Annotated in this window: 22 protein-coding genes and 1 pseudogene; 9 read left to right on the top strand and 14 right to left on the bottom strand. The window is 40.9% G+C overall.

What is annotated here, in order from left to right:
* Window position 1 precedes the first annotated feature (1 nt).
* From recN to NT010_15075, 8 genes and pseudogenes are all read left to right on the top strand, one after another.
* The gene (recN, locus tag NT010_15110) at window positions 2–1621 is read left to right on the top strand and encodes a DNA repair protein RecN (protein ID MCX5807369.1); all 1620 of its coding nucleotides are present in this window, start codon (window positions 2–4) and stop codon (window positions 1619–1621) included.
* Window positions 1599–2057, top strand: coding sequence for an N-acetyltransferase (locus tag NT010_15105; GenBank protein ID MCX5807368.1), 459 nt, complete (start codon window positions 1599–1601; stop codon window positions 2055–2057). Before recN ends, NT010_15105 begins: the two co-directional genes overlap by 23 nt.
* 198 nt (window positions 2058–2255) lie before the next feature.
* Window positions 2256–3557 (top strand): TldD/PmbA family protein, encoded by a 1302-nt coding sequence (locus NT010_15100; GenBank protein ID MCX5807367.1) that lies wholly within the window; start codon window positions 2256–2258, stop codon window positions 3555–3557.
* 37 nt (window positions 3558–3594) lie between these two features.
* Window positions 3595–4299 carry a methyltransferase domain-containing protein gene (locus NT010_15095; protein ID MCX5807366.1) on the top strand — a complete coding sequence of 235 codons (705 nt, stop codon included), beginning with the start codon at window positions 3595–3597 and terminating at the stop codon, window positions 4297–4299.
* A gap of 22 nt (window positions 4300–4321) precedes the next feature.
* A complete protein-coding gene (wecB, locus tag NT010_15090) occupies window positions 4322–5467 on the top strand; it encodes a UDP-N-acetylglucosamine 2-epimerase (non-hydrolyzing) (GenBank protein ID MCX5807365.1) in 1146 nt (381 codons plus the stop codon).
* Between the two features lie 61 nt (window positions 5468–5528).
* Window positions 5529–5846, top strand: a complete 318-nt coding sequence (locus tag NT010_15085; GenBank protein MCX5807364.1) for a hypothetical protein — start codon at window positions 5529–5531, stop codon at window positions 5844–5846.
* A gap of 15 nt (window positions 5847–5861) precedes the next feature.
* Window positions 5862–6392 (top strand): annotated as a pseudogene (locus NT010_15080) (CHASE domain-containing protein).
* Between the two features lie 267 nt (window positions 6393–6659).
* Window positions 6660–7343 carry a PAS domain-containing protein gene (locus NT010_15075; GenBank protein MCX5807363.1) on the top strand — a complete coding sequence of 228 codons (684 nt, stop codon included), beginning with the start codon at window positions 6660–6662 and terminating at the stop codon, window positions 7341–7343.
* A 3-nt stretch (window positions 7344–7346) separates the two neighbouring features.
* Here NT010_15075 and NT010_15070 read toward each other — a convergent pair whose 3' ends face one another.
* The 4 genes from NT010_15070 to NT010_15055 form a co-directional block, all read right to left on the bottom strand.
* On the bottom strand, window positions 7347–8231 hold the full coding sequence (locus tag NT010_15070; protein ID MCX5807362.1) for a PAC2 family protein: 885 nt from the start codon (window positions 8229–8231) through the stop codon (window positions 7347–7349).
* 67 nt (window positions 8232–8298) lie between these two features.
* Window positions 8299–9804 (bottom strand): AmmeMemoRadiSam system protein B, encoded by a 1506-nt coding sequence (gene amrB / locus NT010_15065; protein MCX5807361.1) that lies wholly within the window; start codon window positions 9802–9804, stop codon window positions 8299–8301.
* On the bottom strand, window positions 9792–10904 hold the full coding sequence (gene amrS, locus NT010_15060) for an AmmeMemoRadiSam system radical SAM enzyme (protein ID MCX5807360.1): 1113 nt from the start codon (window positions 10902–10904) through the stop codon (window positions 9792–9794). Before amrS ends, amrB begins: the two co-directional genes overlap by 13 nt.
* 18 nt (window positions 10905–10922) lie before the next feature.
* Entirely contained in the window at window positions 10923–13187 is a 2265-nt protein-coding gene (locus NT010_15055; GenBank protein ID MCX5807359.1) for a methyltransferase, read from the bottom strand.
* Window positions 13188–13562: 375 nt separating this feature from the next.
* Between NT010_15055 and NT010_15050 the strand changes: the two genes are divergently transcribed.
* Entirely contained in the window at window positions 13563–14465 is a 903-nt protein-coding gene (locus NT010_15050; protein ID MCX5807358.1) for a LysR family transcriptional regulator, read from the top strand.
* A gap of 345 nt (window positions 14466–14810) precedes the next feature.
* On the opposite strand, the gene NT010_15045 is transcribed toward NT010_15050, so the two are convergent.
* The 10 genes from NT010_15045 to NT010_15000 form a co-directional block, all read right to left on the bottom strand.
* Window positions 14811–15032 carry a hypothetical protein gene (locus NT010_15045; protein ID MCX5807357.1) on the bottom strand — a complete coding sequence of 74 codons (222 nt, stop codon included), beginning with the start codon at window positions 15030–15032 and terminating at the stop codon, window positions 14811–14813.
* Window positions 15025–15393: a hypothetical protein gene (locus NT010_15040; GenBank protein ID MCX5807356.1), complete on the bottom strand. Its 369-nt coding sequence runs from the start codon at window positions 15391–15393 to the stop codon at window positions 15025–15027. The genes NT010_15045 and NT010_15040 overlap by 8 nt, the downstream gene beginning before the upstream one ends.
* A gap of 547 nt (window positions 15394–15940) precedes the next feature.
* Complete coding sequence (locus NT010_15035; GenBank protein ID MCX5807355.1) at window positions 15941–16621, bottom strand: hypothetical protein; 681 nt, start codon at window positions 16619–16621, stop codon at window positions 15941–15943.
* A gap of 136 nt (window positions 16622–16757) precedes the next feature.
* Complete coding sequence (locus tag NT010_15030; GenBank protein MCX5807354.1) at window positions 16758–17801, bottom strand: PEP/pyruvate-binding domain-containing protein; 1044 nt, start codon at window positions 17799–17801, stop codon at window positions 16758–16760.
* Between the two features lie 187 nt (window positions 17802–17988).
* Complete coding sequence (locus tag NT010_15025) at window positions 17989–19671, bottom strand: PEP-utilizing enzyme (GenBank protein ID MCX5807353.1); 1683 nt, start codon at window positions 19669–19671, stop codon at window positions 17989–17991.
* A gap of 42 nt (window positions 19672–19713) precedes the next feature.
* A complete protein-coding gene (locus tag NT010_15020; GenBank protein ID MCX5807352.1) occupies window positions 19714–20469 on the bottom strand; it encodes an SDR family oxidoreductase in 756 nt (251 codons plus the stop codon).
* 59 nt (window positions 20470–20528) lie between these two features.
* Window positions 20529–21392, bottom strand: a complete 864-nt coding sequence (locus NT010_15015) for an ARMT1-like domain-containing protein (protein MCX5807351.1) — start codon at window positions 21390–21392, stop codon at window positions 20529–20531.
* 44 nt (window positions 21393–21436) lie between these two features.
* Window positions 21437–23119, bottom strand: a complete 1683-nt coding sequence (locus NT010_15010; protein MCX5807350.1) for an NAD(P)/FAD-dependent oxidoreductase — start codon at window positions 23117–23119, stop codon at window positions 21437–21439.
* 33 nt (window positions 23120–23152) lie between these two features.
* Entirely contained in the window at window positions 23153–23542 is a 390-nt protein-coding gene (locus tag NT010_15005; GenBank protein ID MCX5807349.1) for a hypothetical protein, read from the bottom strand.
* A gap of 24 nt (window positions 23543–23566) precedes the next feature.
* Window positions 23567–25239 (bottom strand): NAD(P)/FAD-dependent oxidoreductase (locus NT010_15000; protein MCX5807348.1); only part of this gene is annotated, 1673 nt, incomplete at its 5' end.

Below are 25239 nucleotides of genomic sequence, written 5' to 3'. Positions count from 1 at the left end.
AATGCTCACCTTTCTTAAAGTAACGGGATTTGCAATCATTGATGAACTGCAGGTTGAGTTTGAAGATGGTCTGAATATAATAACAGGTGAAACAGGGGCAGGCAAATCCATAATAATAAATGCACTATCCACGCTTATCAACGCAAAAGCGTCTTCCGAGATGGTCAGGAGCAATGCCGGGCAGGCAGAAGTAACAGGGTATTTTTTCAAAGGAGATAAGGAGTATTTGCTGAAAAGGATAATAAATGCCAACGGCAGATCAAGGGCATTGCTGAACGATAGCCCGGTTACCTTAAGCAGGATGGACGAACTGGGTAATGTGCTAATAAATATTTACGGCCAGAATGAATTTCAATATCTTCTTGATAAAACAAGTTATATCGTAATGTTAGATAACATCCTGTCCCTTGAGGATGCGAGGGAATCCCTTGCCGGAAAGGTCAAAGAGATGAAGGGAATCACTATTTTGCTGGAGACAAAGAAAAAAGAGATTGCCGGGCGCGATAAGGAAATTGCCCTCCTTGAGTTCCAGATTGATGAGATAGAAAGGGAGAATCTTAGGGAAGGCGAAGAAGATGAGATTAAAGAAAGACTCAAGGTCTTGAAAGACGCAGAGAAAATAAGGAATGCCCTTGTATCGGTCAGGGAAGGCATGTATGAAGACGATAATGCAGTATACGGAGTGCTTAAAACCTTCATTATGCTTTTAAAGCCTTTTAGGGACATTGAGGCCATAGAGAAGCTGAAAGCCAGGATAGAATCGATGTCTTTTGTTGTTGAGGATGTTTTACTTGAAATAAAGGGTATGGAAAAAATGTTGGATGACGATCCTGATGAGCTTCAAAAACTCGATGACAGGTTATCAAGATTGTATGCACTCAAAAATAAATACGGAAAAACCTATGAAGACATTATGATGTATAAAGATGCAGCTCAAAAAAGGCTCGCCTATCTGAAAAGTATCTCTGATGATATTGAAGAGCTTGAAAAGAATAATATATTGCTTGACGCCGGGATCAGGCAACTTGCAGACAGCCTGTCTGCATCAAGAAGGGTAGGAGTTCCGGGAATAGAGAAAGCAATTATTGATGAGCTTGGTTTTCTTTCCATGAAGGGTATGCAATTCAAGGTGGAGATAACGGATAAGGGTATGATTGATGAAGATGGCAGAGATGATGTAGAACTGCTGATAAGTACAAACCCAGGAGAACAACCAAAGCCATTAAGAAAGATAGCGTCAGGCGGGGAATTGTCGAGGATCATGCTTGCCATAAAAAAGGTTATCGGGGGCGATGAGGAGCGAACCCTTGTTTTTGATGAAATTGATGCCGGAATAGGTGGCAGGGTGGCGGATATGGTTGGAAAAAGGTTGAAAGACCTTTCAAAAAAACATCAGATAATATGTATAACACACCTCCCTCAGATTGCAGTGTACGGTGATCACCACTTCCTGGTTGAGAAAATTCAGGAACAGCAAGCTACCATGACAAATATAAAGAAACTTTCAACAAAAGAAAGAATTGATGAAATTGCACGTATGCTCGGAGGAGCAATTATTACGGAAAAAACTATTTTAAGGTCAGAGGAGATGTTGCATAATGCTGAGAAAAGCCGGTATTAAAGATATAAAACAGATCCACAGCATCATAAATTTCTCTGCTTCAAAAGGAGAGATGCTGCCGAGATCCCTTGGTGAACTGTATGATAACATGAGGGATTGTTTTGTGTTTGAGGAAAAGGGTACAATTGCCGGTGCAGGCGCCCTCCATATTTGCTGGGAAGATCTTGCGGAAATACGGTCGCTCTGCGTTGCAGAGCCCTTCAGAGGCAAGGGTGTCGGCAGAAAGCTTGTAAATGCCTGTATTGATGAGGCTTATCACTTTAAAATTAAAAAAGTATTTCTCCTGACCTACCAGGAAGATTTTTTTAAAAAATGCGGTTTCCAGACTGTGGACAAAAAAGAACTTCCGCAAAAAATATGGTCTGATTGTATAAAATGTCCAAAATTTCCGGAATGTGATGAGATAGCGATGGTAAAAGTAGTGAAAGGTGAATAGTAAAAGTCAAAAAAAAAAAAAAAAGCGGGAAGTATATTCTGCCTGCAGAGAATGAATCACCCCGCCGCAAGCGGATGGAGTATCAAAGGCAAGAATATGGAACCATTTCGAAGCAAGCTTTGGTGTATTGACCTGAGGCGGGGCAATAAAGAGGGAAAGCAGGAGCTAACGACTAAAGACTGACAATAAGAGGAACAGATGGATTATGAAAAGCTAAAAGACAGGGCTGGCAAAACCTTTGACGGTTACGAACTTTTTTTCCTGAAGGAAAAACTAAAAAAATATGAAACCAAAGATGCCCAGTTATGCGGTGTTGAGATCAAAGAAGAGGAGGGCATTGCACTGAGAGGCATCAAGGATAAAAGACTCGTTTTTTCCTATACATATGACCGGGGTGACAGTGCAATTGAGGCTCTGATTGAAAATGGCGTTACACTTTTGCCATATGTAGAAGAAGATGAAAACGCCGGATTTTCCGAGGAGTACAAAGACTACCCCTCTATGAGCATATATGACAGCAAGGGTCTTGAAATTGACGACATGTACAAAGTTGACATACTTATAGGGATGGAAAAGGCAATCATTGATTTTGATAAAAAAATTGTTGTTACAAGGAACTGTGAGCTTCAGGAAGCGGAGATTCAGGTAAAAATAATTAATTCCAACGGGTTAAATGCGGAAAGCAGAAAGACATTATATATGCTCTCCGCCATGGCAGTTGCAAAGGATAAAGATGAGGTTTCATGGTACGATTGGATATGGTCCAACCGTTTGAATGAAATCGATGCAAGGACCTTCGGGACACATACAGCTCAAAAAACTATCTCTTTTCTTTCAAGCGAGCAGATTGAGACAGGTGCATATGATGGGATACTCAGCCCGCAGGCATCCTCCGATATACTGGGGATACTCTCAGATTCTTTTCTTTCAGAGAACCTTTATAAGGATAAAACCATGTTAAAGGACAGGAGAGAAACAAAATGTTTTTCTGAGATTATTAATATAAAAGACTCCGGTATGCATGGAATGGATAGTTTCCCATTTGATGGCGAAGGAGTTCCCTCCTTTGAAAACATCGTTGTAGAGAACGGGTATTTTAATACTTTTCTCTATGACAATTATTATGGACGTAAATATAATTTGCCATCTACAGGTAATTGTGAGCGGGGAGGGGTGAAAGAACCACCGAGATGTGCAACGAGAGGCTTTTTTATTGAGAAGGGTATGCGGGATATAAAAGATGAGCTGACAAACGGTCTTATCATTGAGGAGCTTATGGGAACTCATACTGCCAATACGGTAACAGGGGATTTTTCCCTCGGTGCAATTGGATATTTATGTAAAAACGGTAGCAAAAAACCTTTTAAAGGGGTAATTATTTCAGGAAACATCTTTGAAATGTTGAACAATGTGAAAGAGATCGGGAATGATTTAAGATTTTATGGTACATGCGGCTCCCCGTCTCTATATATAGAAGGTTTAAAAATCAGCGGTAAATAAGGCAGCATTGCTTTGATTTAAACAGAGGATTTCGATTATGAAAGAGCTTAAGAGTTATGCTTTACAAGGTACTACCGAACATATTTTAAATTTTATGGAAGGAATGAAAAAGGGTGTTGTCCTTGATATTCCGTCAGGTCAGGGTGCACTGTCAAAAAAACTTGAAAGTATGGGATTTACAGTTTTTTTAGGTGATCTTGAGGATAAAAACATTCTTTATAGAAACGGGAGGGCAGTGCAGCTTAATCTTAATCATTTATTGCCATTTAAAGACAGGATGTTTGACTTCGTGATATGTATCGAGGGGATAGAACATATAGAAAACTCTCATCATCTGATAAGAGAGTGTTCAAGGGTGCTTAAAACAAATGGTTATTTTGTTCTTAGTACGCCTAATGTAATGTCGATCAAATCAAGAATAAGGTTCTTATTTTACAGTTATCTCGATTATTTTAAGTATTACGGCTCGATTGCTGAAGAATCCAGACATCAATTGGATGACTATGATCACCAGCATATAAATCCTGTTTTTTATGCTGAGATTAAATATATCCTGAAAAAATATGGATTCAACATTGAAAAAATAGAAGCTAATAGAAAGGTTAAAAAGTGGAAGGTTATCTACCCTCTTATAAAATGGCTTATTAAAAATAAAACAAAAAAGCGTTTTCAAAAAGACACCTTTTATCTGTCCGACGAATTGTTGGATGGCGAAGATTTGTTGTATATAGCAAGACTTTAAAATTTAAATTAATTTAAAAATTATGAAGAAGATACTTATTGTTTTTGGAACAAGACCGGAGGCCATCAAGCTTGCGCCTGTGATAAACAGGCTTAAAAAGCATGAATCAAGATTTTACGTGATTGTCTGTGTTACTGCACAACACAGACAAATGCTTGATCAGGTACTTTCCATTTTCAGAATTTCCCCTGATTATGATCTGGATATCATGAAGGAAAACCAGGATTTATTTGATATAACAATAGAATCTCTTAAAGGGCTTAAAGAGGTTTTTAAAACAGTCAAACCGGATATTGTATTAGCTCAGGGAGATACAACAACTGCATTTATCGCAGGGCTCACCGCTTTTTATTTAAAAATATCTGTAGGCCATGTTGAAGCAGGACTCAGGACATACGATAAGTACAGCCCTTTTCCTGAAGAAAAAAACAGGCATCTTTTAAGCGCTTTAACCGATTATCATTTTGCCCCCACGCAGCGAAGCAAATCGAACCTTTTACACGAAGGTATCCCTGAAGAAAAGGTATGGGTAACAGGGAATACCGTCATAGATGGACTCCTGCAGATAGTCAAAAGTCAAAAATCAAAAATCAAACAAAAGGTTTTATTGGATTTTTTTAAAAATAATTATAATTTAGCACTTAACGCTCAACGGACAAAACTTATTCTTGTTACTGGCCACAGACGGGAAAATTTCGGGGAAGGCTTTGAACATATATGCAAGGCCTTACGGGTGATTGCTGAAAAAAGGAATGATGTGACTATTGTATATCCTGTTCATTTAAATCCGAATGTGCAAGAACCGGTAAAAAGGATGTTAAGCGGGATCAAAAATATTTATCTTATCGAACCTCTTGAATATGAACGGTTTGTCTTTTTAATGAACAATTCATATCTGATTTTAACCGATTCCGGCGGTATCCAGGAGGAAGGGCCCTCTTTGGGCAAACCGGTTCTTGTTATGAGGAACACTACCGAGAGACCTGAAGGCATAGAATCAGGTGCTGTTAAGCTTATAGGAACAGATCAGGATAATATCGTAAGAGGAGCCCTGGACCTCTTGGAAAATACTGCCCTATATGAAAAAATGTCGAAATCCGTGAATCCTTATGGTGATGGCAGGGCGTCTGAGAAGATAACAGATATCCTGCTTTCAAAGTTAAAGTAAGTTCCCAAAGCCGGGTGAAACAAGATTTGAAATGACCTTTAATGAAGAATAGAATAAGCCAATGGACAAGCATCAGGGCAAAGGCATGGGAGACGGAAACGGAAAAATAGTCAATAAACATGCTAACTTCAACTATTTTTTTCTATTTACATGGAGGGAATTGTTGACTATAGTTCTCATAGCTGTTTCAGGATTTGCGATATGCTTCGATTTTTCATGGTATTTAAAAAACCAGACCAAAAAGGTTTTGATAGAAAAGTTCAATATAGGTGCCTCAGAACGAGTCAACCTCATCGAGGATGGTCTTTCGGATAATTTGCGGGAGCTTGACGCGATATGCCGATTTTTTAAAACCACATCTTCTATTACAAAGACATAGTTTAATAATTTTGTATTGCCTATTCTTGAAAAGTCCGAATTCGTGTCGATTTCTTGGATTCCGCGAGTGGAACACTCACAAAGAAAATCATTTGAAATTGCAGCTCAAAAAGATGGAATTAAAGGATTCCGTTTAACGGAATTTAACGAAAATAAAAGGTTAGTCAGGGCTGTTGATCATGATCAATACTATCCTGTGTATTACATGGAAACATTCTTAGAGGATAAGAGTATTATTGGTTTTAATATGGCGTCAAATCGGGAATGTTTCTCAGCACTGGAGTTGGCCCGTGACATAGGCAAGCCGGTTGCAACGGAATGTATCATGCTTGCACAGGAGCAGGAAAATCAGTAAGGCATTCTGGTTTTTTTGCCTGTTTACAAGAAGGAAGTGGACACAACAACCATAAAAGAACGTCGAAAAAATATAAAAGGTTTTGTAGTAGGAATGTTTAAAATAGAAGATCTGATAAAAAAGACTCTCAAAAATACAGCATTTACAGGACTTCCATTCCAGATTTTTGACAGCACTGTTCCATCGGAGAAACAATTATTATATTCACATACCTCGAGGCTTGGATTGATTGAACCAATAAACGATCCGGACTTGAACTATACACAGAACATTTTATTTGCAGGACGTATCTGGTATTTTGACATTTATCCTAACCAGGCCTTTATTTCCAAAAATACTAACATAATGTATATTTATGTATTTGTAGCAGGTTTTATCCTTACAATCTTAATGGTTTTTTATTTGTTTCAGCTTTTATCACAACGTTATCGGATTGAGGCGATTGTCCGACAGCGGACAATGGAACTGCGTGAGAGTGAAGAACGCTGGCAATTTGCTCTGGAAGGATCAGGTGATGGTGTATGGGACTGGAATGCAGAAACAAACAAGGTTTATTTTTCAAGTCAATGGAAGGAAATGCTTGGTTTTTCAGATGATGAAATAGGAGATACGTTTGATGAGTGGGACAAGCGTTTACATCCGAATGACAGGGAACATGTGTACGCTGAAATCAATAAACATTTTGAAGGAGAATCGTCTGTATATAGCAGCGAGCATCGATTAAAGTGCAAAGATGGTAAATACAAGTGGATTCTGAACCGCGGCAAGGTCATCAGCAGGACGCAGGATGGCAAACCGATGCGGGTTATCGGTACACATACTGATATTAAAATCCGCAAACAAATGGAAGAAGAAAGATTTGAAAATGAAAAACTTAAAAGCGCCCTTGAGATGGCCGACGCAGTATGCCATGAATTGAATCAGCCATTTCAGGTTATCATAGGCGAGACAGAGATTTTGATGTTTGGGGACAAGGCCAATGATGAACAATCAAAAAGACTTGAAAATATAAAAAAACAGATTATCCGGATGGGCGAAATAACACGAAAGCTGATGACATTAAGAAAATATCAGGTGAAGAACTATGTTGGAACAACCGACATAGTAGGCATCGATAATTTGTCGGACGAAAGCGATAAATAAGATCTATGCTTTCCCGATATCTTTTCCTATTGCTTTCCAAAGGTTTTCTTCCATTTCAGGGGTCAGTTGAGCGGTGCCCTCTGTTTCCATTGCTTTGATCCGTATATCATACATGTTTTCAAGCTGCGGCAGGAGCATTTTAATCTCCGGGGAATTTTCCATTCTTTCATTTATCATATTACGCTGCTCCAGAGCCCTTTCGAAATCTTCTTTATCCACAGGGATGTTGTACAGCATGTTCAGTATTTCCATGAGTCTGACTTTCCCCAGATAATCCTCTCCTAATACAACGTATTGGGGCAAAGATACAATTAGCACGATTGCTTCAATCCCTGATTCTGATGCTTCTTTTGTGATTAGATTTAAAATAGTTGAAGGTCCGTGATAGGCAATAGGTAAGACACCTGCTTTTTTCAAATCCTGAAGCGCTGTTTCTCCCATCCCATATCCGCTGATTAGTAAAGGCCTGGTGTGAGGCACTGTGTCATACATGCTCCCCAGGATGATATATTTCTTTGCTTTGAATTTTTTTAAAAGCTTCAAAACAGAACTGATATAAAACTCCGAATTGGCATGGGGTTCCAGGAGACGAAGCAGAAGAAGGTCATTTTCTCCTTCTCTTCTTACATGGTTAATTGTTGTATTTGGAATTAACAGATCACGAATACCATCTTCAAGGTGGATAGTAGGCCGGTATCTTGTAAAGTCGTAAAAGTGGCCTGGTTTGAATAGTGTCCCAAATTCTGTTGCCCCGAATCGTGTCTCCAATTCGTTCAGGATCATACTTCCGACATTGTTAACATCAATCCATGGCTGAAATGTGGCCAGGACGTATGGTTCGTTACACTCCGGTACAGGATCGTATAATTGAAAACATCCTATTCTCACTTAAAACCCCTCTTGTATTTCATTAACAAATTATAACAGATTAGTCTTCATCTTAGATAGTATTTCTTCACTCTGAAAAGATCTGAGCCGTGAAGGTATAGATATTTGTTCCCTTTTCTTTCCAGGCATTCGTGGGTAGACCGGCCTTACGGCACGTCTGTTTCAGGAACTCTTCCCTGTTCCACCTCTGCTCTGTTGCAACTTGCGGGAGTAGAAGTCCCGAGTAATTTTCTCTGGTTATATATAGCCCATGTTTTCCTGTTTCAACTTCATCCGGGCTGTTAATCAGTTTTAACGGGCTTAGAACAGATATTTCAATGTGGATGTCTTTTAGTTCATTACTGGAAACAGGCTGGAAACGGGGATCTCTGCTTGAAGCTGCAACGGCCATTTCCGAAACTGTCTTATAGAGTTGTTCAACGGCCACAATAGACCCTATGCATCCTCTCAGCTCACCTTTTTTTGTGAGTGTAACAAAGGCGCCTCTCTTCTCAAGCAGCCTGTCCTTCTTTATCTGGAATCTTGGGATATTCCCATTTGCAATATACTCATCCATGGTTTTTCTTGCGATCATAAGGAGTATTTTTTGTTCTTTTTTATTGAGTGCATGGCTGTCGACAGGACAATAGAAGGCGACCGCACCGTACCCGACAACGCGATCCTTATCTCCAGTAACATCCCCGGAATTGGCATAATGCAGAGTCTTTGCTTCGGCATTCAGCGCTTTTGATGTCATCAGTAAAGCAATGACCCCCTGGGCACCGCACAACTCATACCCTCCATTATTTAAACCATCAAGTAGCCTATCCGTATTAAGCGCCTCTATTTCCTTTAATGCAGGCTCATCCATCCGATTTGCTTTATTGTATGTGTGATAATGAGACATGTCCGATGAAACGACGATAAGTGTGTCTTTCGGGTTTTGTTTCAGCATCTTCACGAGTGCATAGGAAAGTGTTTTGTAATCATTAGTATCAATTGACCCGATAAGTAATGGAACGATCCTGAAGGATTTTAATGTTTTTTGTAAAAAGGGCAACTGGACCTCAAGGGAATGTTCCTGTTCAAATGCAGGAGAAAAGACCTTGATGGCCTTGCACTGCTCCATAATTGTTTGTGCTGCCTTCTGATCTACCTCCACCTTGCCCAGGGGTGTTGCCCATGTGCCGGAAGGGTAGATGGAAATACCTCTGAAGGGCATTCTGTGGCTTGAACCTATAATAATGACTGTTTTATAGGACCTGCCTTTCAATTGACTGTATGCATATGCGGCAACTTGACCGGAATATTCATAACCAGCATGGGGGACCACAATGCCCATCAAAGGAGCATTTATCTTTTCACATTTTGACTCTGCTTCTTTTAAAAAGCTGTCTATTTTCTTTTCAAGCATACCTTTATCTGCCGGATAAAAAGAACCGGCATAAACCTGTTTTCTTACTTTTTGTGATCCTTCATCAGCCATAGCCAAAGTAGGGGAAAGGAATAAACATATAATAAACGCTGTTATTCTAATGTTTTTAAAATTAAAAATTAATAATTCAAAATTAAAAATTGTTCTTAAGCGTTCCATATGCCCCCTATCTTTTCATCGCAAAATTTACACTTCCCTGATTTCATATTGTTTTCCAGCATGCTGTATCCGGCCCTCTTAATTACTATTTTCCTGCATTTTGGACAGTAAGTGTTTTCCCCTGGGTGTCCTGGAACATTCCCGATATAAACGTAGTGCAGACCTGTTTTTAATGCAGCTTCTCTTGCCTTTTCAAGCGTGCTCACAGGAGTAGGAGAGACGCCTGTAAGTTTATACATTGGGTAAAACCGTGAAAAATGCACAGGCGTATCAATTCCGGTATTGTTTTTTAACCATTCACACATCTTTGTAATCATCTTCGGATCATCATTGTAACCTGGAATCACAAGGTTGGTAATCTCTACCCATATTCCGGATTTTTTTAATGTTTTTATCGTTTCCAGGACAGGGTCAAGCTCTGCCTCACAGACCTTGTTGTAAAAATCCTGACTAAATCCTTTTAGATCAATATTTACCGCATTAAGATATTTGCAAAGCTCTTTTAACGGTTCCGGATTTATATAACCGTTTGAATGAGATACGTTCAGGATGCCCTTACTTTTTGCTGCCCTTGCTGTATCAAGCATGTATTCGAAAAAGTTTGTCGGTTCGGTATATGTATAGGCAATGCTTTTGCAGTTGTTTGCCTTTGCCATGGAGGCAATGTTATCAGGCGGACTGTAACGGTTTTCAGTTTCAAGGGGGGAGGACTGTGATATCTGCCAGTTCTGACAGAATTTACATCTCAGGTTGCAACCAGCGCTGGCGATGGAAAGGCTGAGACTTCTGGGGAGCACATTAAAAAAAGGTTTCTTTTCAATAGGGTCAATATGGATGGCGCAAGGTAGGGCATATCCGAGTGAGTAGAGCTTTCCCTTTATATTTTTTCTTGCACGGCAGAAGCCTGAACCGCCTTCCGGGATGGTGCATCCTCTCGGACAAAGCTGGCACCATACAACCTGCTTTTTTTCATCATATTTTTCATAATACAGGGCTTCTTTTAAAGGATTACCATTACTGCCGGAGAGGATCTCCGGTTTTGTGTTCAAAATAAGCGGGGTAATACAGGCTATTTTTATGAAGGTCCGTCTGCTTAGCATAACGTACGATAAATTATACTACTTTTTGTATGTTGTTAACAATAGCACTAAGCTGCTTATTTTTAATGTGATAAGTACGATACACCCATTCAACAAGCCAAGCACGGGAAGTAGTATCACCCCGCCCGTAATCCCTCCGATCCAACCGCCAAGAAGGTCTGCGCCGTATAAAACCCCGGCAGTTCTGCCTACACTGATTGTATGATACACCTTGTTTGCCAGGGGAAATTCCATACCGGCCAAAGCACCTGATATAAATAAAAAGAAGAAAAACATTGCCCGTATGAATAGGGGGCTAAAAGTGATGGCAGAATCAAGAAAAAGAAATACCAGGAAAAGAATAAAGCAAAATAGAGCAATTATTGCCTCTGTATAAATGAAAGTGAGAAATGTCTTTTTGATATGGTCCAGGAAAAGTATGACAATGAGGCTGCCGGTAGCCATGCCTACCATGAAGGCTGTTATTAGAATGCCGATTTCATGGAAAATATAACCATAAAATATCTGAAAACTAAAGAGGAGGATCAACTCAAGGATCATCGCGGTAAAGCCGGTAGTCGCAATGGTATAAATAATTGCTGCCCCGCTATATTTTCTCTGAAGCAGAAAGAACGTCAGAAAAAGTGATGCTACGAATACAATGGAAACAATGATGTTAATCCGCTTTACAAAATCGAAAAATGTTTTCAGATACGGGGAAAAGAGCAGGTTGATGTATGTAACATGATAAAAAAGCCCCTTCGGAGAAAAATCTTTATTAAGCGAAGCTGTTGTGCCCTCTATGTTGGATTGAAACCAATTACGCCAATTTTCTTTAAAGCGGTAGTTCAAATGTGATAAAGTGATTAGGTATGTCTTTATCCCGTATTCCTTAAGCCTGCCATAAAGAAGGGCAGGGGAGATTAGGGCAATCTCCGGGGCTTCTGATGCCATAAAAAGGTTGAAATCGCCCGGCAGTATATATACATGAGAGAAAACAGTTTTAATGGTATGTATAATACTTACGTTAAGTTCCTTCAATTCCTTGCTGTAATATGTGAGAGAACCTGTCAAAGTTATTGTAAATATACCATTATCATTTAATCTTGCCTTTGCTGCTGCAAAAAATTCCTTTGTGAAGAACCTGTTTGTCTGAAGCGTGTAAGGTGGGGGCAAGCCAAGGAATATCATATCGTATTTTTTCGCCATTTCTGTTAAAAAACGCTTTCCGTCAATATAATAGAGATTAACAAGGGGGTTATTCAGTTCCCTCTGCGTCAGCGGAGTGGAAAAAATTCGGATGACTGTTAGCAGCATTGGGTCCCTTTCAACATAATCTATATTTTTCACACTGGGATATTTAAGCAACTCATTTATGATGCCACCTGCACCAGCGCCTATGATGAGTATGTTTTCCGGTAAAGGATGCGCAAGCATAGGAAAATGCACAAATTCTTCCACAAAGGTGATGTCGGGAATTGGCGTTGTGAGGGCAGGGATACCATTGGAGAAAAAGGTATATTGACTGTCATTCTGAGTAACGACGATGTTTTGATAATGGGAGTTCCCGTAGTATATCATGTTCTGATCAGGCCATTGTTTTTTCAAGGCAAGGTTGTTTATCTTCTCTGTTCCGTTGCCTGCCAGAAGTACACCTGAGACAATAAACAAACATATTGAAAGGGTTGTGATGATGCGATTTTTTGAAAGACCTGTTGAAAAAGAGAAGAATGAACATACCAACGTACTAACAATGGTAACTCCAATAGCTATCTGAAAAGAGTTATAATAAATGATAAGCAGATAATTAACTGTCAGACCCCCGACAATTGTTCCGAGCATTTCGATAAAGTAGACCTTTCCCGTTGAAACAGCGCCTTCTCCTGTGATTTCATTGTGAGTTGAACAGGCGCTTGTAAAAAAAAGACCATGAAGAAAGCCTGTAGGCAGGAAAATAATGACGGAGAAATAGAATGTCGGCAATAATCCTATTCCCACACCAGGATCGATGCCGGCAACTGTTTTAAATATTCTCGTGACGTATATGCTCACTGGAAAAGATACTGAAAACAGGATTATTGATAATATGAGGGCCTTCATACTATTGTTTTTATTCAATCTCCCCCCGAAGAAAGACCCAATGGCCTCCCAGATGACCCAGGACCCTATGATAACGCCAATGGAGAATTCATTTCCTGAGAAGAGAATCAGCAGTTCTCTCAGAAGGACTGTCTGGGCAATAATCCCGCCAATGCCGCCGACCAACAAAAGCGTAATAAAATAGGAGAGTTTTCGATTAAACATTATTCTATATATTTAATTCGATTTATCATTATGCAAGGCAGTTTCAAGCATCTCTGAATACATCGATTGTAACGTTATGAAACAGGAAATACAAATATTTTTTACAATTATTCCTTTATATTTATATGGATCTGTTTTTATCAAGCTATGACAGGCAAAAGGGCTGCATTAAAGAAGGGTAGGGTAGTAGATAGAAGCAATTTTCGGGATATCAGATGCAATAATAACCGGCACGTGCATAAATCAATACTTTGTCAGGAACATACAAGTTCTTATTTAAGAGCGAAGATGACATTTTTTGATTAATAGCTGAGGAATCTTTTTTGGATATTATATATATTTATTTTTTCTAAAAATCTGGTATGATAATATTTCATGGAAAACATAAAGATAAATCTCGATAACCTTATAGCTTTTTTCTTTGTAGCAAAGGAAAGGAGTTTCAGCAACGCAGCATTACAATTGTTCCTTACACAACCTGCAGTAACCACCAAAATAAAATGCCTGGAAAGACAATTCGGTGCGAAGCTTTTTATAAACACGGGTAAGCAGCTCCAACTTACCGATGTTGGCAAAGAGATCCTCCCCATAGCCGAGGAAATATATACTAAGTCAAAGGAATGTGAAAATGTTCTATCATCATATAATAGTGGAGGCAGGGGTGTGTTACGTATTGGCGCATCAAGGTCTCTTTCCCAAACATACCTACCATTGTTGATAAACATTTTTAGCGATCATTATCCGAATATACAGATAAGCATTACCGAAGGTACTTCATATGAAATCATTGAAAAGATAATGCAATTCAAAGATAATATAGGCATTATCCCCAAGGTTCCCATAAATGATAAAATTACGGCCCTTACGATATCGAGCGAGAAGATTGAGTTTGTAGTTAGTGCCAAGAATCCGCTTGCCCAACAGAAGCTTATATCAATAGATGACATGCTGCAGCAGCCCATACTTGTTGCAGGAGAAGGTTCTGCTACGAGGCTGGCTCTTTTGGAATTTTTTGATAAATACAAGGTAACCCCACATATTGTTTTTGAAGCAGAAAATCTGGAAATGATAAAAAAATATCTTTTAACAGGCAGAGGCATGGCGCTTATGTTCCCGGCAGTGGCCAAGAATGAGTTAGAGAAAGGTCAGCTCAAGATATTGAGTATGGCCGATATCAATATATGTATAGATGTACAGCTTATTTTTCTTTCAGAACACTTGTTGAGCCCAAGTGCCAAAAAGCTTATCGAAATTATTCACACGACCTTTGCAGTGTAATATCCTTTAATCGGCGGCTACATATAAATCCAGAGCAGTGTCGGGTTGCCCCAAGCAAACCGTCGTGAGGCAGGCATCTCATTTAGCTCACATGGTGAACGAGAAGTGGAGCGTCACCCGCCCAATTCGTGGGTGAGAGAGGGTGGCTCCGACAGCTCTGCTGTTGGAGGGAGCGACACAAGCCCCGGTAAATGAAGCTGCCGGAGCGTAATGAGCGTATTTATTGGAGATAGTCCGATACTGATAAATTATCTTAATTGGAAAATATGGTATAGATTGGAGACCAGACCTGATGCGGATAAGAACCAGAACATGATCTCCAACCATTGCATATAATGTCACATTTTATGGCTGCCAGTTGTCATATTTCTGATCCAAGATAGGTGCCATGATCTTATCGAACTTTCCATTTGCTTTCAGCTTCTTTATGATATTGACCAATATCTTGTCCACCTCTTTGCCTTTTTCACCGAGAGGCAGCAGCGCCTTCACGTCAAATTTCTTGTATTCCCACCTTTTGATGTTCTTAAGCCCGAGTTTCTTGAGGCCCATATCTGTTTCAGGCATGGCCATTACCCAGCCGTCTACTCTTCCTATATCCACTTGACTCAAGACTGGGAGAGCCAACTATATTGGGTATCGGGCCATCCAGGATATACTTAACGCCCACATCGGTCTCGATTTTGTACTTGTTCAAGTTTGTTGGGCTAATATCTTTATTGTTTTTGTTTGTACAAAGGATAAACATAACCTTGAATATCACATCGGTGGAGTACTGAAAAAGGATTCTATTGGGATTGGTAGGTGTTATGTAGGGCATGTGAAAATCTGCTTTTCCCTTTTCAACATTTTCAAGAGATCTCAGAAAAGGAAAAACACCTAACAAGGTAATTTTCCCATCTCTATACTCCTCGGCCATTGCTTTCACAAGATCAACGAGAATTCCTTTATCCTTTGTCTCTGCAAGTGGAGGGATATAAGGCAGACTTACCGTTAAATCCCTTGCTTGCGCCTGTCCAAGAATAATGCAAAAAAATAGAACTGCCAGAATAAAACATTTACCGGCTTTGATTATCTGTAAAACCCCTTTTTATATTATTAGATGGAAAGCCAAGGTTTTTCCACATTTGTAAAAAACGTATTAGTGAAACACGCCCCTCCGGAGCGATTTGTTACTGACTAACTTTAATGAAAAAGATAAAAGTATAAAGGTCATTCATATTGCAATAATTCTTCGATTTCTTTTCAATTTTCTGTCACATAAACATGCTGTAATTTTGTTGCTCATAAGCTTGCCGAACCTGCCTATAAATATAGGCAGGTCACATTTTGTTATTATCGGAATATCGAACACTCCATTTTTTGTGAAATTTTTCAAGGGAGGAGACGGCCAAAAAAATAATTTTTTGGCCGTCTTTGTGGTGGTGTATTTGGGTGTTCAAGCTGAGATGTAGGAATATGTTTTAGGGGCTATTTTATATTCCTCCAGTCAAGTTTTTTAATCCTGTAGTCATACTTTTTATAAAATATGGTATTTCTACCCTTCTCGTTGGAGCCATTATCCTGCTTTGAAAATTCATAATATATTTTGATTTTAATTCTCTCATAAGAGCCCTATATTCATCTGTATCGATAGCCTTGGCAATCTCCTGTAAGCCAGGGCTACTGCCTTCAGAAAGAATGAACGGACCTGAACCGATGACTGCCTTCCAGATATTCGTTATCTTTATTCCTAACCGTTCCATTTCTGGAATGAACTTATCACGGACAAATATTTTATATTCATCGACCATACCTGGAATAATGTCAAAATATTGATTAAATTTCCACATACCAAACTGGATATCGTATTTTTTTACTTCAATTGGACCATAAGATACATAGAGTCTACTTGAATAGTTCAATATAAGAGGAAAAAGCTGTTCAAGAAGTTGAGTATATTCAGCAGAAGTCACAATTTTTTGGAAATCCTCAACATTTTCTGTTGTGGATATGGCGGCTATGTGTGGTCCTGCCCCTACTACCACGTAAAAACCTCCGACAACTCTTAGTCCCAGTTTCTCCATAACAGGCATATGGGTGTTCATAATGAAATTTTCATATTCTTTTTCCTTGTTCTTCATAACACCCCAGTGTTGTACAAAAAGTATAGCCATAATACCTCCCTATTAAAAAATTGGTAAAATTATAGGATCAGAACTCGCAGTGACCTCATCGGCATTCAGAACGCAATCCATCCATTTAACCGGATTTAACCTTAAAAAAAGTCATTTTTATATAAATGTGAACCTCCTACTTTCTAAAGAGTTGAAGCATAAGGTCTGCTACATAAGCTTCATCCTTTCCAGCTTCTTTCTTTGTATATTTTGCTGCTCTGGCCTGCACCCAGAAAATATTTTCAGGAAAAGAAAACCGTTTATCCGTTACCCATTCCATATCCTGGGGGAAACCGAAATATTTTTCAACTTCCTTGCCAATCCTTACTATCTCGAGTATTTCATTATCATCAAGACAAGGTGTTTTTTTAAGAGTTTCAGGTATTTCTACGATTATCGTCCCTGTTTCTCCAAAGACAACCATCTTTGTTTTTTCAGCCACAGATCTTGATTCTATTGCCATATCAATTTTGTTTATTATAAAAGAGTCAGGCGTTATATCACCACTGACAACACTTTCTCCAAGACCAAAGTTACCCTCAACTATGGTACGATCGAGATCACCGGCGCTTGGCAGGACTGTCAGAGTAACGCCTGCACTGTTTGCCTCGATCATCATGATCACCGCAATACCGATAGGCGCATATGACATCGGCATGTTGCTTTTCAGCCTGAAGACGATTGCCCGTGTTGTATAGGCGCTTGCCCAAACCTTCTTCACATTCCTGATGATCTCAGACTCACCGCTTATGTTCAGATAGGTTTCCATCTGGCCAGGCATACTTACAGCCCCGCTTGATCTTACTGCACAGGCTACATCAGGAATGCCAACCTTCTTTTGAAGCCCCGTATAAAATTCACCGATCTGCCTTGCCATGTCCGGGGGCATTTCACATTCCTCGATAGCCTCCCTTATTGTTGCGCTCATTTTTATCATCCTGTCAATTTCTTTATCTACATCAAGACCTGCCTTTGTTTCCTTTTCAACTATATGGTCAACCTTTTCCTTTAGCCCTGATTGTTCCATAAATGTTTCATAGGCTTTTACGGAAAGAGCAAATCCATAAGGCACACGAAGGCCGATTTTTATAAGCTCTCCCAGGTTTGCACATTTGTTCCCCACAACTTCTCTGTAATCCTTGGATAGTTCGTCCAGCCAATATATTTCTTTCATATCCATAGCGCTCTCCTAATAAGCCACCATCCCGAACAGATTGGTACGGCCAAAAACACAATCAAGGATTAAAGGCCGAGGGGCCAGGCGATGAGCCTGGACCCTCTGATCCTTAAATTCAAAACATCCTTTCAAGTTTCATCCAATCCATCGAATGGAAGCATTCCTTTCGATTTATCTCTTGTTGTTAATGCTACTTGTCAAGAATGTATACTGCACCCATATTTGCGTCTACTCTGATTCTCATCCCGTCTTTCAGGATCTTGCTGCCCTCGAAGGTATTCATCACAACTGGTATGCCGAATTCCCTGCCAACGATAGCGGCATGCGAAAGGCTTGCACCTCTGTCTACCACAACGCCTGCCAGCAATGAAAAAACAGGAGTCCAGCTTGGAGATGTAGTAGGCGCTACCAGAATATCACCCTTAACGATCTTTGACAGCTCTTCTTCTTTCCAGATAACCTTTACAGTACCCTCAGCTACACCGGGTGAACCGCATACACCATATAGATCAGCTTTCAGCTCAGGTCTTGCTACAGGCATGGTACCCACGACTACCTTCAGGGCGATAGGATCCATGGATCCCACAAGTCCTCCCATTGCATCCTCAAAAGTAAAACCTTCCTTCATAAATGCTGGTGGATTGTCTCTTGTACCCCACTCCTTCCAATCCGCCTTTCTGCGGTCTACAATCGGCCTGAGATTAAACATGTCAGGGTTAATGCATGCCTTTCTTACCTCATCGGGCATCAGGAAAAATATGTCATCAGTGGTTTCGATCGTACCTAATTTTGCAAAGCGTTTTCCAACACCTACGACGCTCCTTCTGACCATTGCATGTGCATAAAGATCAAGATAGTGGTTATGTTCTTCGCTGAACCAAGCGCAGTTCTGTGCAAGCCTTAGAAGTGTCGTAAACCAGCCTCGCTGTTCGGGGGCTATTTTTTCAAGCACCTCTTTTTCCGTTGCTAATCTTTCGGCTTCACGTTTCTTCATTTCTTCCTCAAGGTTGTAGACAATGCCCTTCTCAAGAGCCATTTTTATCACATTAAAGGCAGGCGTCGGATCCTCGAGCCATGTGGGGACATTGATTTCCGCCATCCTCTCCAGTCTCCACCCTGCTTCTTTTTCCATGAAATCATCAAAGGCTTTGAGAAATTCCTGTCCGTTCTGCGTTGCATTGAGGGCACTTCTCATATTTGAAGCAGCCGAGGAAATAAATACATCCTTGAGTCCCATACTTACAGCTTTATTGGCCAGATCAAAGAGGCCTTTATCTACCTGGAAACTCTTATTGTCGAAACCGCTTGTGAGTTTGTGAAAACGAGGGTCTGTATCATTAAAGCCGAGAAGTTGACTCGTCATCTGTTCAAAAAGTACGAAAGCAGTATACACACCGTACATCATATACATGTGTATTTCCCACATACGCATGCAGACATTAATTGTTCCTTCAAAATTCTCCAGAAGATCTATATTGGAGGCTGTATCGAGATTGATCTTCAGCGCATCGTACTTACCCACAATCTCTTTCACAAAACCGTCCCACAGGCCTTTGAAATCCTGGATGAAAGGCATAATTGCAGTCTTGAAACGCTCCTCACGTGCCTTTTTTTCCTCAGGGTCCTTTACTATGAGTAGTGCAAGATACCCCCCTCCGTCCTTAAACCTCCAGTCCCATCCCTTAACCGTGGGTAATGAAAGTTTTTCTGCGCCATACTGCATGCCATGCCTGCAGAAATGTATCCAGAACCAACCGAACATAGGTGTCCATGGCGGGACAGAGTGCGTAGCATCCAGAAACCAAGCCGGCGAAACCTCAAAATCTAATTTTTCATCAAACTCAAGACCTGGAACACAATCATAAATCTTCATGAATCCTCCCCTTTTTTATTTTTTTTGGTGCATTGCTCTTTTTTAATGCATTGCCTTTCCTCCATCCACAAGGATGGTTTGTCCGGTTATGAAATCTGCTGAATCTGATGCAAGAAAGATAGTAGCTCCTACGATATCTTCTGCCACCCCGAGTCTTTTTAGAGGTGTTTTGGATGTATCGTACTTTGTGACATCTGCAATTGTGCGGCTCGCTTCTGTGTCTGTGAAACCTGGTGCAACTGCATTGACACAGATGTTATGCGGCCCGAGTTCAATGGCCAGAGCCCTGGTCATCCCAACAATAGCGCCCTTTGTTGCCACATAGTGAACAAAACCATGGGAACCAGTAAAAAAGACTTCTGATGTGAGATTGATAATCTTCCCTTTTCCTGCCTGCTTCATAAAAGGAAAGACTGCAACCGTGGGAAGCCAGGAACCTTTAACATTTACTGACATCATCATGTCCCACTCTTCATCGCTTATTTGGTCGAATCCCTTACGTTCAACACCATAGTAGAATGCCGCATTGTTTACCAGGATATCAATTCGGCCGAATCTCTCCATTGCAAATTTTGCCATTTTCTCTGTATCTGCTCTGGATGTCACATCAATTTGGAGATACTCCGCTTCAGATCCTGCTTCTCTCACTGCTTTTACTGTTTCTTCCAATCCTTTCATGTCTTTACGGGTAACCGCTAAAACCTTTACTCCTTCCCGGGCAAATCCTTCACAAAACGCCCTTCCGAGTCCTTTAGCGCCACCGGTGACAATCGCAACTTTTCCCTTCATATCTAACATTAGTATACCCCCTTTCTTTGAATTTAAATACATAAAAATTAAAATATTGTATACAGATTTTATTCAACTTTTACAATAATATTTCCTTCATCCATCCCCAATTCTCTTGCAATCGGTTTACATTTTATCTTCAACATATAAATTGCTTTCTTATCAGGTATCTCGCCGCGTAAGGCCTCGTAACTTCCTGTACCTTTGGCGATAACAAGGTCACTCGATTTAAAGGCTGCTTCAGTTACTTCATCCATTTCATTTGGTGCCAGAAAACCGGGAACAGTCAAAATTTCATCAACAAGCCCATCAAGACCGAAGGCACGGGCATCAACCATGGTGGCATCTTCAAAAAAGGTCTGTTCTTTTACCACGAGAGTTATCCTGGGACCAGCATCCTTTATCAGGCGCATAACAAGTGAGTCAAAACCGATTTCACCTGCATTGTCTGTTACATAAAATACATGGCGGGCATTCTTAAGTGTCCCGAAAAGGTCACCTACTACAGCCTTATCAGCATCTCCGTGATGCATCAAATCGCGTATTTCTTGAAAAGTGTAAGGGCTTGAAGGCGCGTTCAGAGGGGCAACATTGGCGGCAGCGGCAAGAAAACAGGCCTTTGCCATTCTGCCTTCCAGCGTTTTTTCTTTATTTATGTATTCCATAGCTTCAGGCAGGATCTTTTTTGCATTTTCATTGCTTTTCTGCTTAAGATCCTCATAATGTTGGGGAAGCCCTTGTGCTGAATAAAAAACAGCATGGACTGTTCCATTGCACAGGGAACCAACGTTAGCTACTGGTGATACATCGCTGAGCAGTACTCCAACTATTTTTCTGACTAGGAGAGTTGCTTCACCTTCAGGGGTATACGGCGCCGTCCTTTCAAATACCCAATGAACAAGACATGCGCCGCATTCCGAATGAGGTTTCATATGTTATACATTTTCACTGCTGAATCATAAGTTTTTTCAATCTTCTACCACCCGCGTTCTTCCCAAGGTTTATATTTGAGATTAAAATCATTGGCAATAGTCTTGTAACATGCATAGCTGCTCCCGCGTCCTATACCATGTGCAGAGTGTGCTGCCGAGGAACAGAGATAGTAATTCTTTAAAGGCAAACGATATCCGGATATTTCCGGGAACGGTCTCAACCTTCCGGAGCATTCATAATGGGCATCTAATGCACCCCAACCACCCTGTGGCATACAAGGATTTCTGTTTACTACATCATCAGGGGTGGCGATCCATGCAGATATAAAATTCTCCATATTAACGTTAGGAGCATATTTACCCCACTCTTCGACCATCCTGAACTCGATCTCCTTTTTCATTTTTAGCCATTCTTTCTCTGAAAAGTTCCTCCATGGGCAGGTAAACTCTTCGACAAGAGCTGCAAACCTGCCGGCTGGGGCACGGGTCTTGTCCCACTGAACATCAGGCGCAACGAGGAGATACAACTTGTCGGAAATACCTTTTGCCCACCGATCCCTCTGGTACTGTCCGCTCAGGAAGTACTCGGGGTTTGCTTCACCAAAGTACAATCTCGGGACCATGCCAAGTTCCGGATTCTGAGGATATTTTGGCGCCTCCATTAGGGCAACATTACCCCATAGAAGCTGGGTTCTCTCATATGCTTTATCATCAAGTGTAGGGGGTTTTTCTTTAAGCTTCTGGCCTCTTGCCCACAGATCAGCCGGCCAGTTTTCCTTACCAGCCACGTCCATTGTAAGTTCTATACTTAAATCACTAATTACGATATCGGCCATAATTCTATCGCCGTTTACCAATTCTATTCCGGTTGCCTTTTTATTGTCACTCAGTACCCTCTTTACCTCGTTAAGAACGAAGAATTCACCGCCGTATCTTTCAAAGGCACGAAGAAGTGCATGGGTAATACTATGAGTTCCACCGGTTACGATTGCTGCGGCATCTACTGAAAGAATGAGACCCAAGGCATGAATATGCCAATATGGCCCAGGCCTGTCCTGTGGAAAGAGACCGTTTGAAGTCTGAATTGCCCTCATATAAAATGTCTGCATTTCAGGACTCTTGAACATCTTCGTAGCAATTTCACCAACTGTCCCTAACGCGATATCACGATCAAGTCCATCAACCGGGTCATCAAAAAGCGCTTCAAGAGGGTCAGGTCCATTACCCCATTCTTCCGGGCCCGTGTAGCGGTACAATCCAAATGCCTTTCTCCACTTGTTTTTAAATCTTCTTATAACATCTTCAACAGTGTTTGCATCATCTTTATTGATTTTTGCGATTTCTTTAATGGTATAATCAGCAGCTTCCTGAGAGAACTCTGCCCTTCCTGTAAGAGGATCAACAACAGGGAAGATCGTCTTGCCCAGTATATAGCTCCCGTCAGGATAAATCCACGCCTCATTGTTCTCAGGAAAAAGGTAGACCAGTCCGTGATCTCTCAGGTCAAAATCACTATATGCCGGGTTTGTATAAAATCTGGTAAAATGCGCGCATACATTCTGAATAAAACCGGGTACCGGCAATTCTTCGCCGCAGGCGCCACCACCCATCTCATGCCACCTTTCAAACATAGCCGTTTTTAAACCGGCTCTTTGCAAATAGCAGGCTATGATTGTAGCGTGGTGTCCACCACCTACTATAACCGCATCGTACTTTTTGTCTGCCATAAAACCCTCCTTATTCTTATATCTTCATTAAATTCATGCCCTTGTTGGTATAGTACCGGGTCCAGGTACAGCGCCTGGTCCTTTTGCTGCTTTTCCTGCCTCTGCTTTAGGGGCCGGTGCATGTGCTTCTGATACGTCCCCGTACACAGGATCTTTTGAAAAAAAGAACTTTATGCCCTTGAGTATGAGTATTGGGTTCGTTAATATTATCTTAATCATCTTCCTCAAATCAGATGGATCCAGAAATCCACGTACAATCCAGTGTACAGGATGAATAACCTCCATCATCAGAATCATACGCATGGGTTCAGTGGTCCCTTCCTGAGGTTCTTCTAATGTGGCTGGTACAATGTGCGTAGCCAAAATATTTGAAACTTTAGCCTTGAGTAACGTCCTTCCTAAACCGGTTGATCGCATAAACATGGTATCCTCCTTATATTCCAGTTGCTAAAATAACCCTAAATCCCTTGCTTCTTTGACGCCCCGTGGTTCAGGCCACCATTTTTTAATCTTCAGGTCTTCAGCAATTTTTTCTGCTGCATTAAAGCCGGGACCGTAGGTAATCATGCCGCCTGAGTGGGTGCTTGCCCCGCCCATGTAAAGATTCTTTATGGGAGTATCATGCTGGCAGCAGTATTCATTGGGCCTCATATAACCCATCTGCAGCGGAAGGTATGCGCCTTGTTTAAAGCAACCCTGCTTCATATCAGGAAACTTGTTTTCCGTATCGAGGGGTGTGCTGATATAGTCCCAGACTATGGTATCCTTATTCATATTGGGTGCGTATTTTTCAAGTATGGCTTTGCAGCGTTCTGCATAGGGTCTTCTCATTTTGTTCCAGGCCAGGGGGCCTCCATCTTTCAGATTATAGGGAGCGCACTCCAGGGAGATAAGACCAATGTGTTTGACAAAGCTGCCTTCATGACGATGCATACGGATAGGATCATGAATAGAGGGGAAACAACAGTTAAAACCGCCGTCATGCAGTTCTCCTCTTTTTGATGCTTCAAAGTGATCTACAAGGTCCTGCTCGCTTTCATATCCGATTACATAGATAAGTGCATTCTCAAGTTCCGGATGCTTTTCGAATATCTTGAACTTTGGTTTCTCTGTAAGTGCAAGATGTGTAGTGAAAAAGCTCATATCAGAATAATGCCACTGGTCAAGCCTTGTGATCAGATCCTGATCGAGATGTTCCTTGCCCACCATGTCATAGAAGGTCTGATGGGGGTTAAGGGTGCTGCACACAAACTTCTTTGCCCTGAGAATTGTACCATCTTTAAGTTCAACTCCCTTGGCTTCATTGTTCTCAACAATGATTTTATTTATTTCGCATCCGCTTATTACCCTGCCGCCGTTCTCAGAGATATATTTACCCATAAGATGTGCTATATGGTGAGAACCCATGTGAGAAAGACGGAAATGCCATGCCCGGTTTATCATCAGCGGTACAAGGTATCCGAGACCCTCAAGGTCATAATCAAGACCCCACATAGTGGCACAATAGAGCATCATTGTCCTTACCTTGTCGTTTTCAAACCAGGAATCTATTATCTGTTTTGGTGTGTACCCGGCGAGATCGTCATCCCATTTCGTTGTCGGATGAGTCTCTAACTTTGCCACCTGCTCAAGGCTTGGCATGGGGTTCACATAGCTTGCCGGAGCCAGGAAGAGATCCATGGCTTCGTCTGTGATTTTTACGAAATTCCTGAATGATTCTGCATCAGCCATAGAGAACTTCTCAATACATTTGGCTGTCTTTTCCGGGTCCTTGTACAGGGCCATATAGGTTCCATCCATAAAAGGCATGACAACCTGAAGATCAGGGTAGATCCATTGCAGGTCATACTTTGTCTCAAGTTCGAAATCTCTCATTGGTGGAGCATATTCTACCATCATGTGATAAATGGCATGACTGTCTACAAGCATACCGGGAAGGAGAAGGTTTTCTGTGGCTAATCCACCGCCTATCTCATATCTCCTTTCCAGAATAGCAATCTTCAAGCCTGCCTTTGTCAAATAACCCGCTGCGGTAAGCCCGTTAGGACCGGCGCCGATAATTATACCGTCGTATTCCAATTCTCTCATAATTCCGCCTCCTTTTTTAAAACCATTTTTGT

The organism is Pseudomonadota bacterium, from assembly GCA_026388275.1.
Classification (GTDB): domain Bacteria; phylum Desulfobacterota; class Syntrophorhabdia; order Syntrophorhabdales; family Syntrophorhabdaceae; genus JAPLKB01.
The sequence above is the reverse complement of the archived record's forward strand: the minus strand, read 5'-3'. Positions and strand labels throughout refer to the sequence as shown.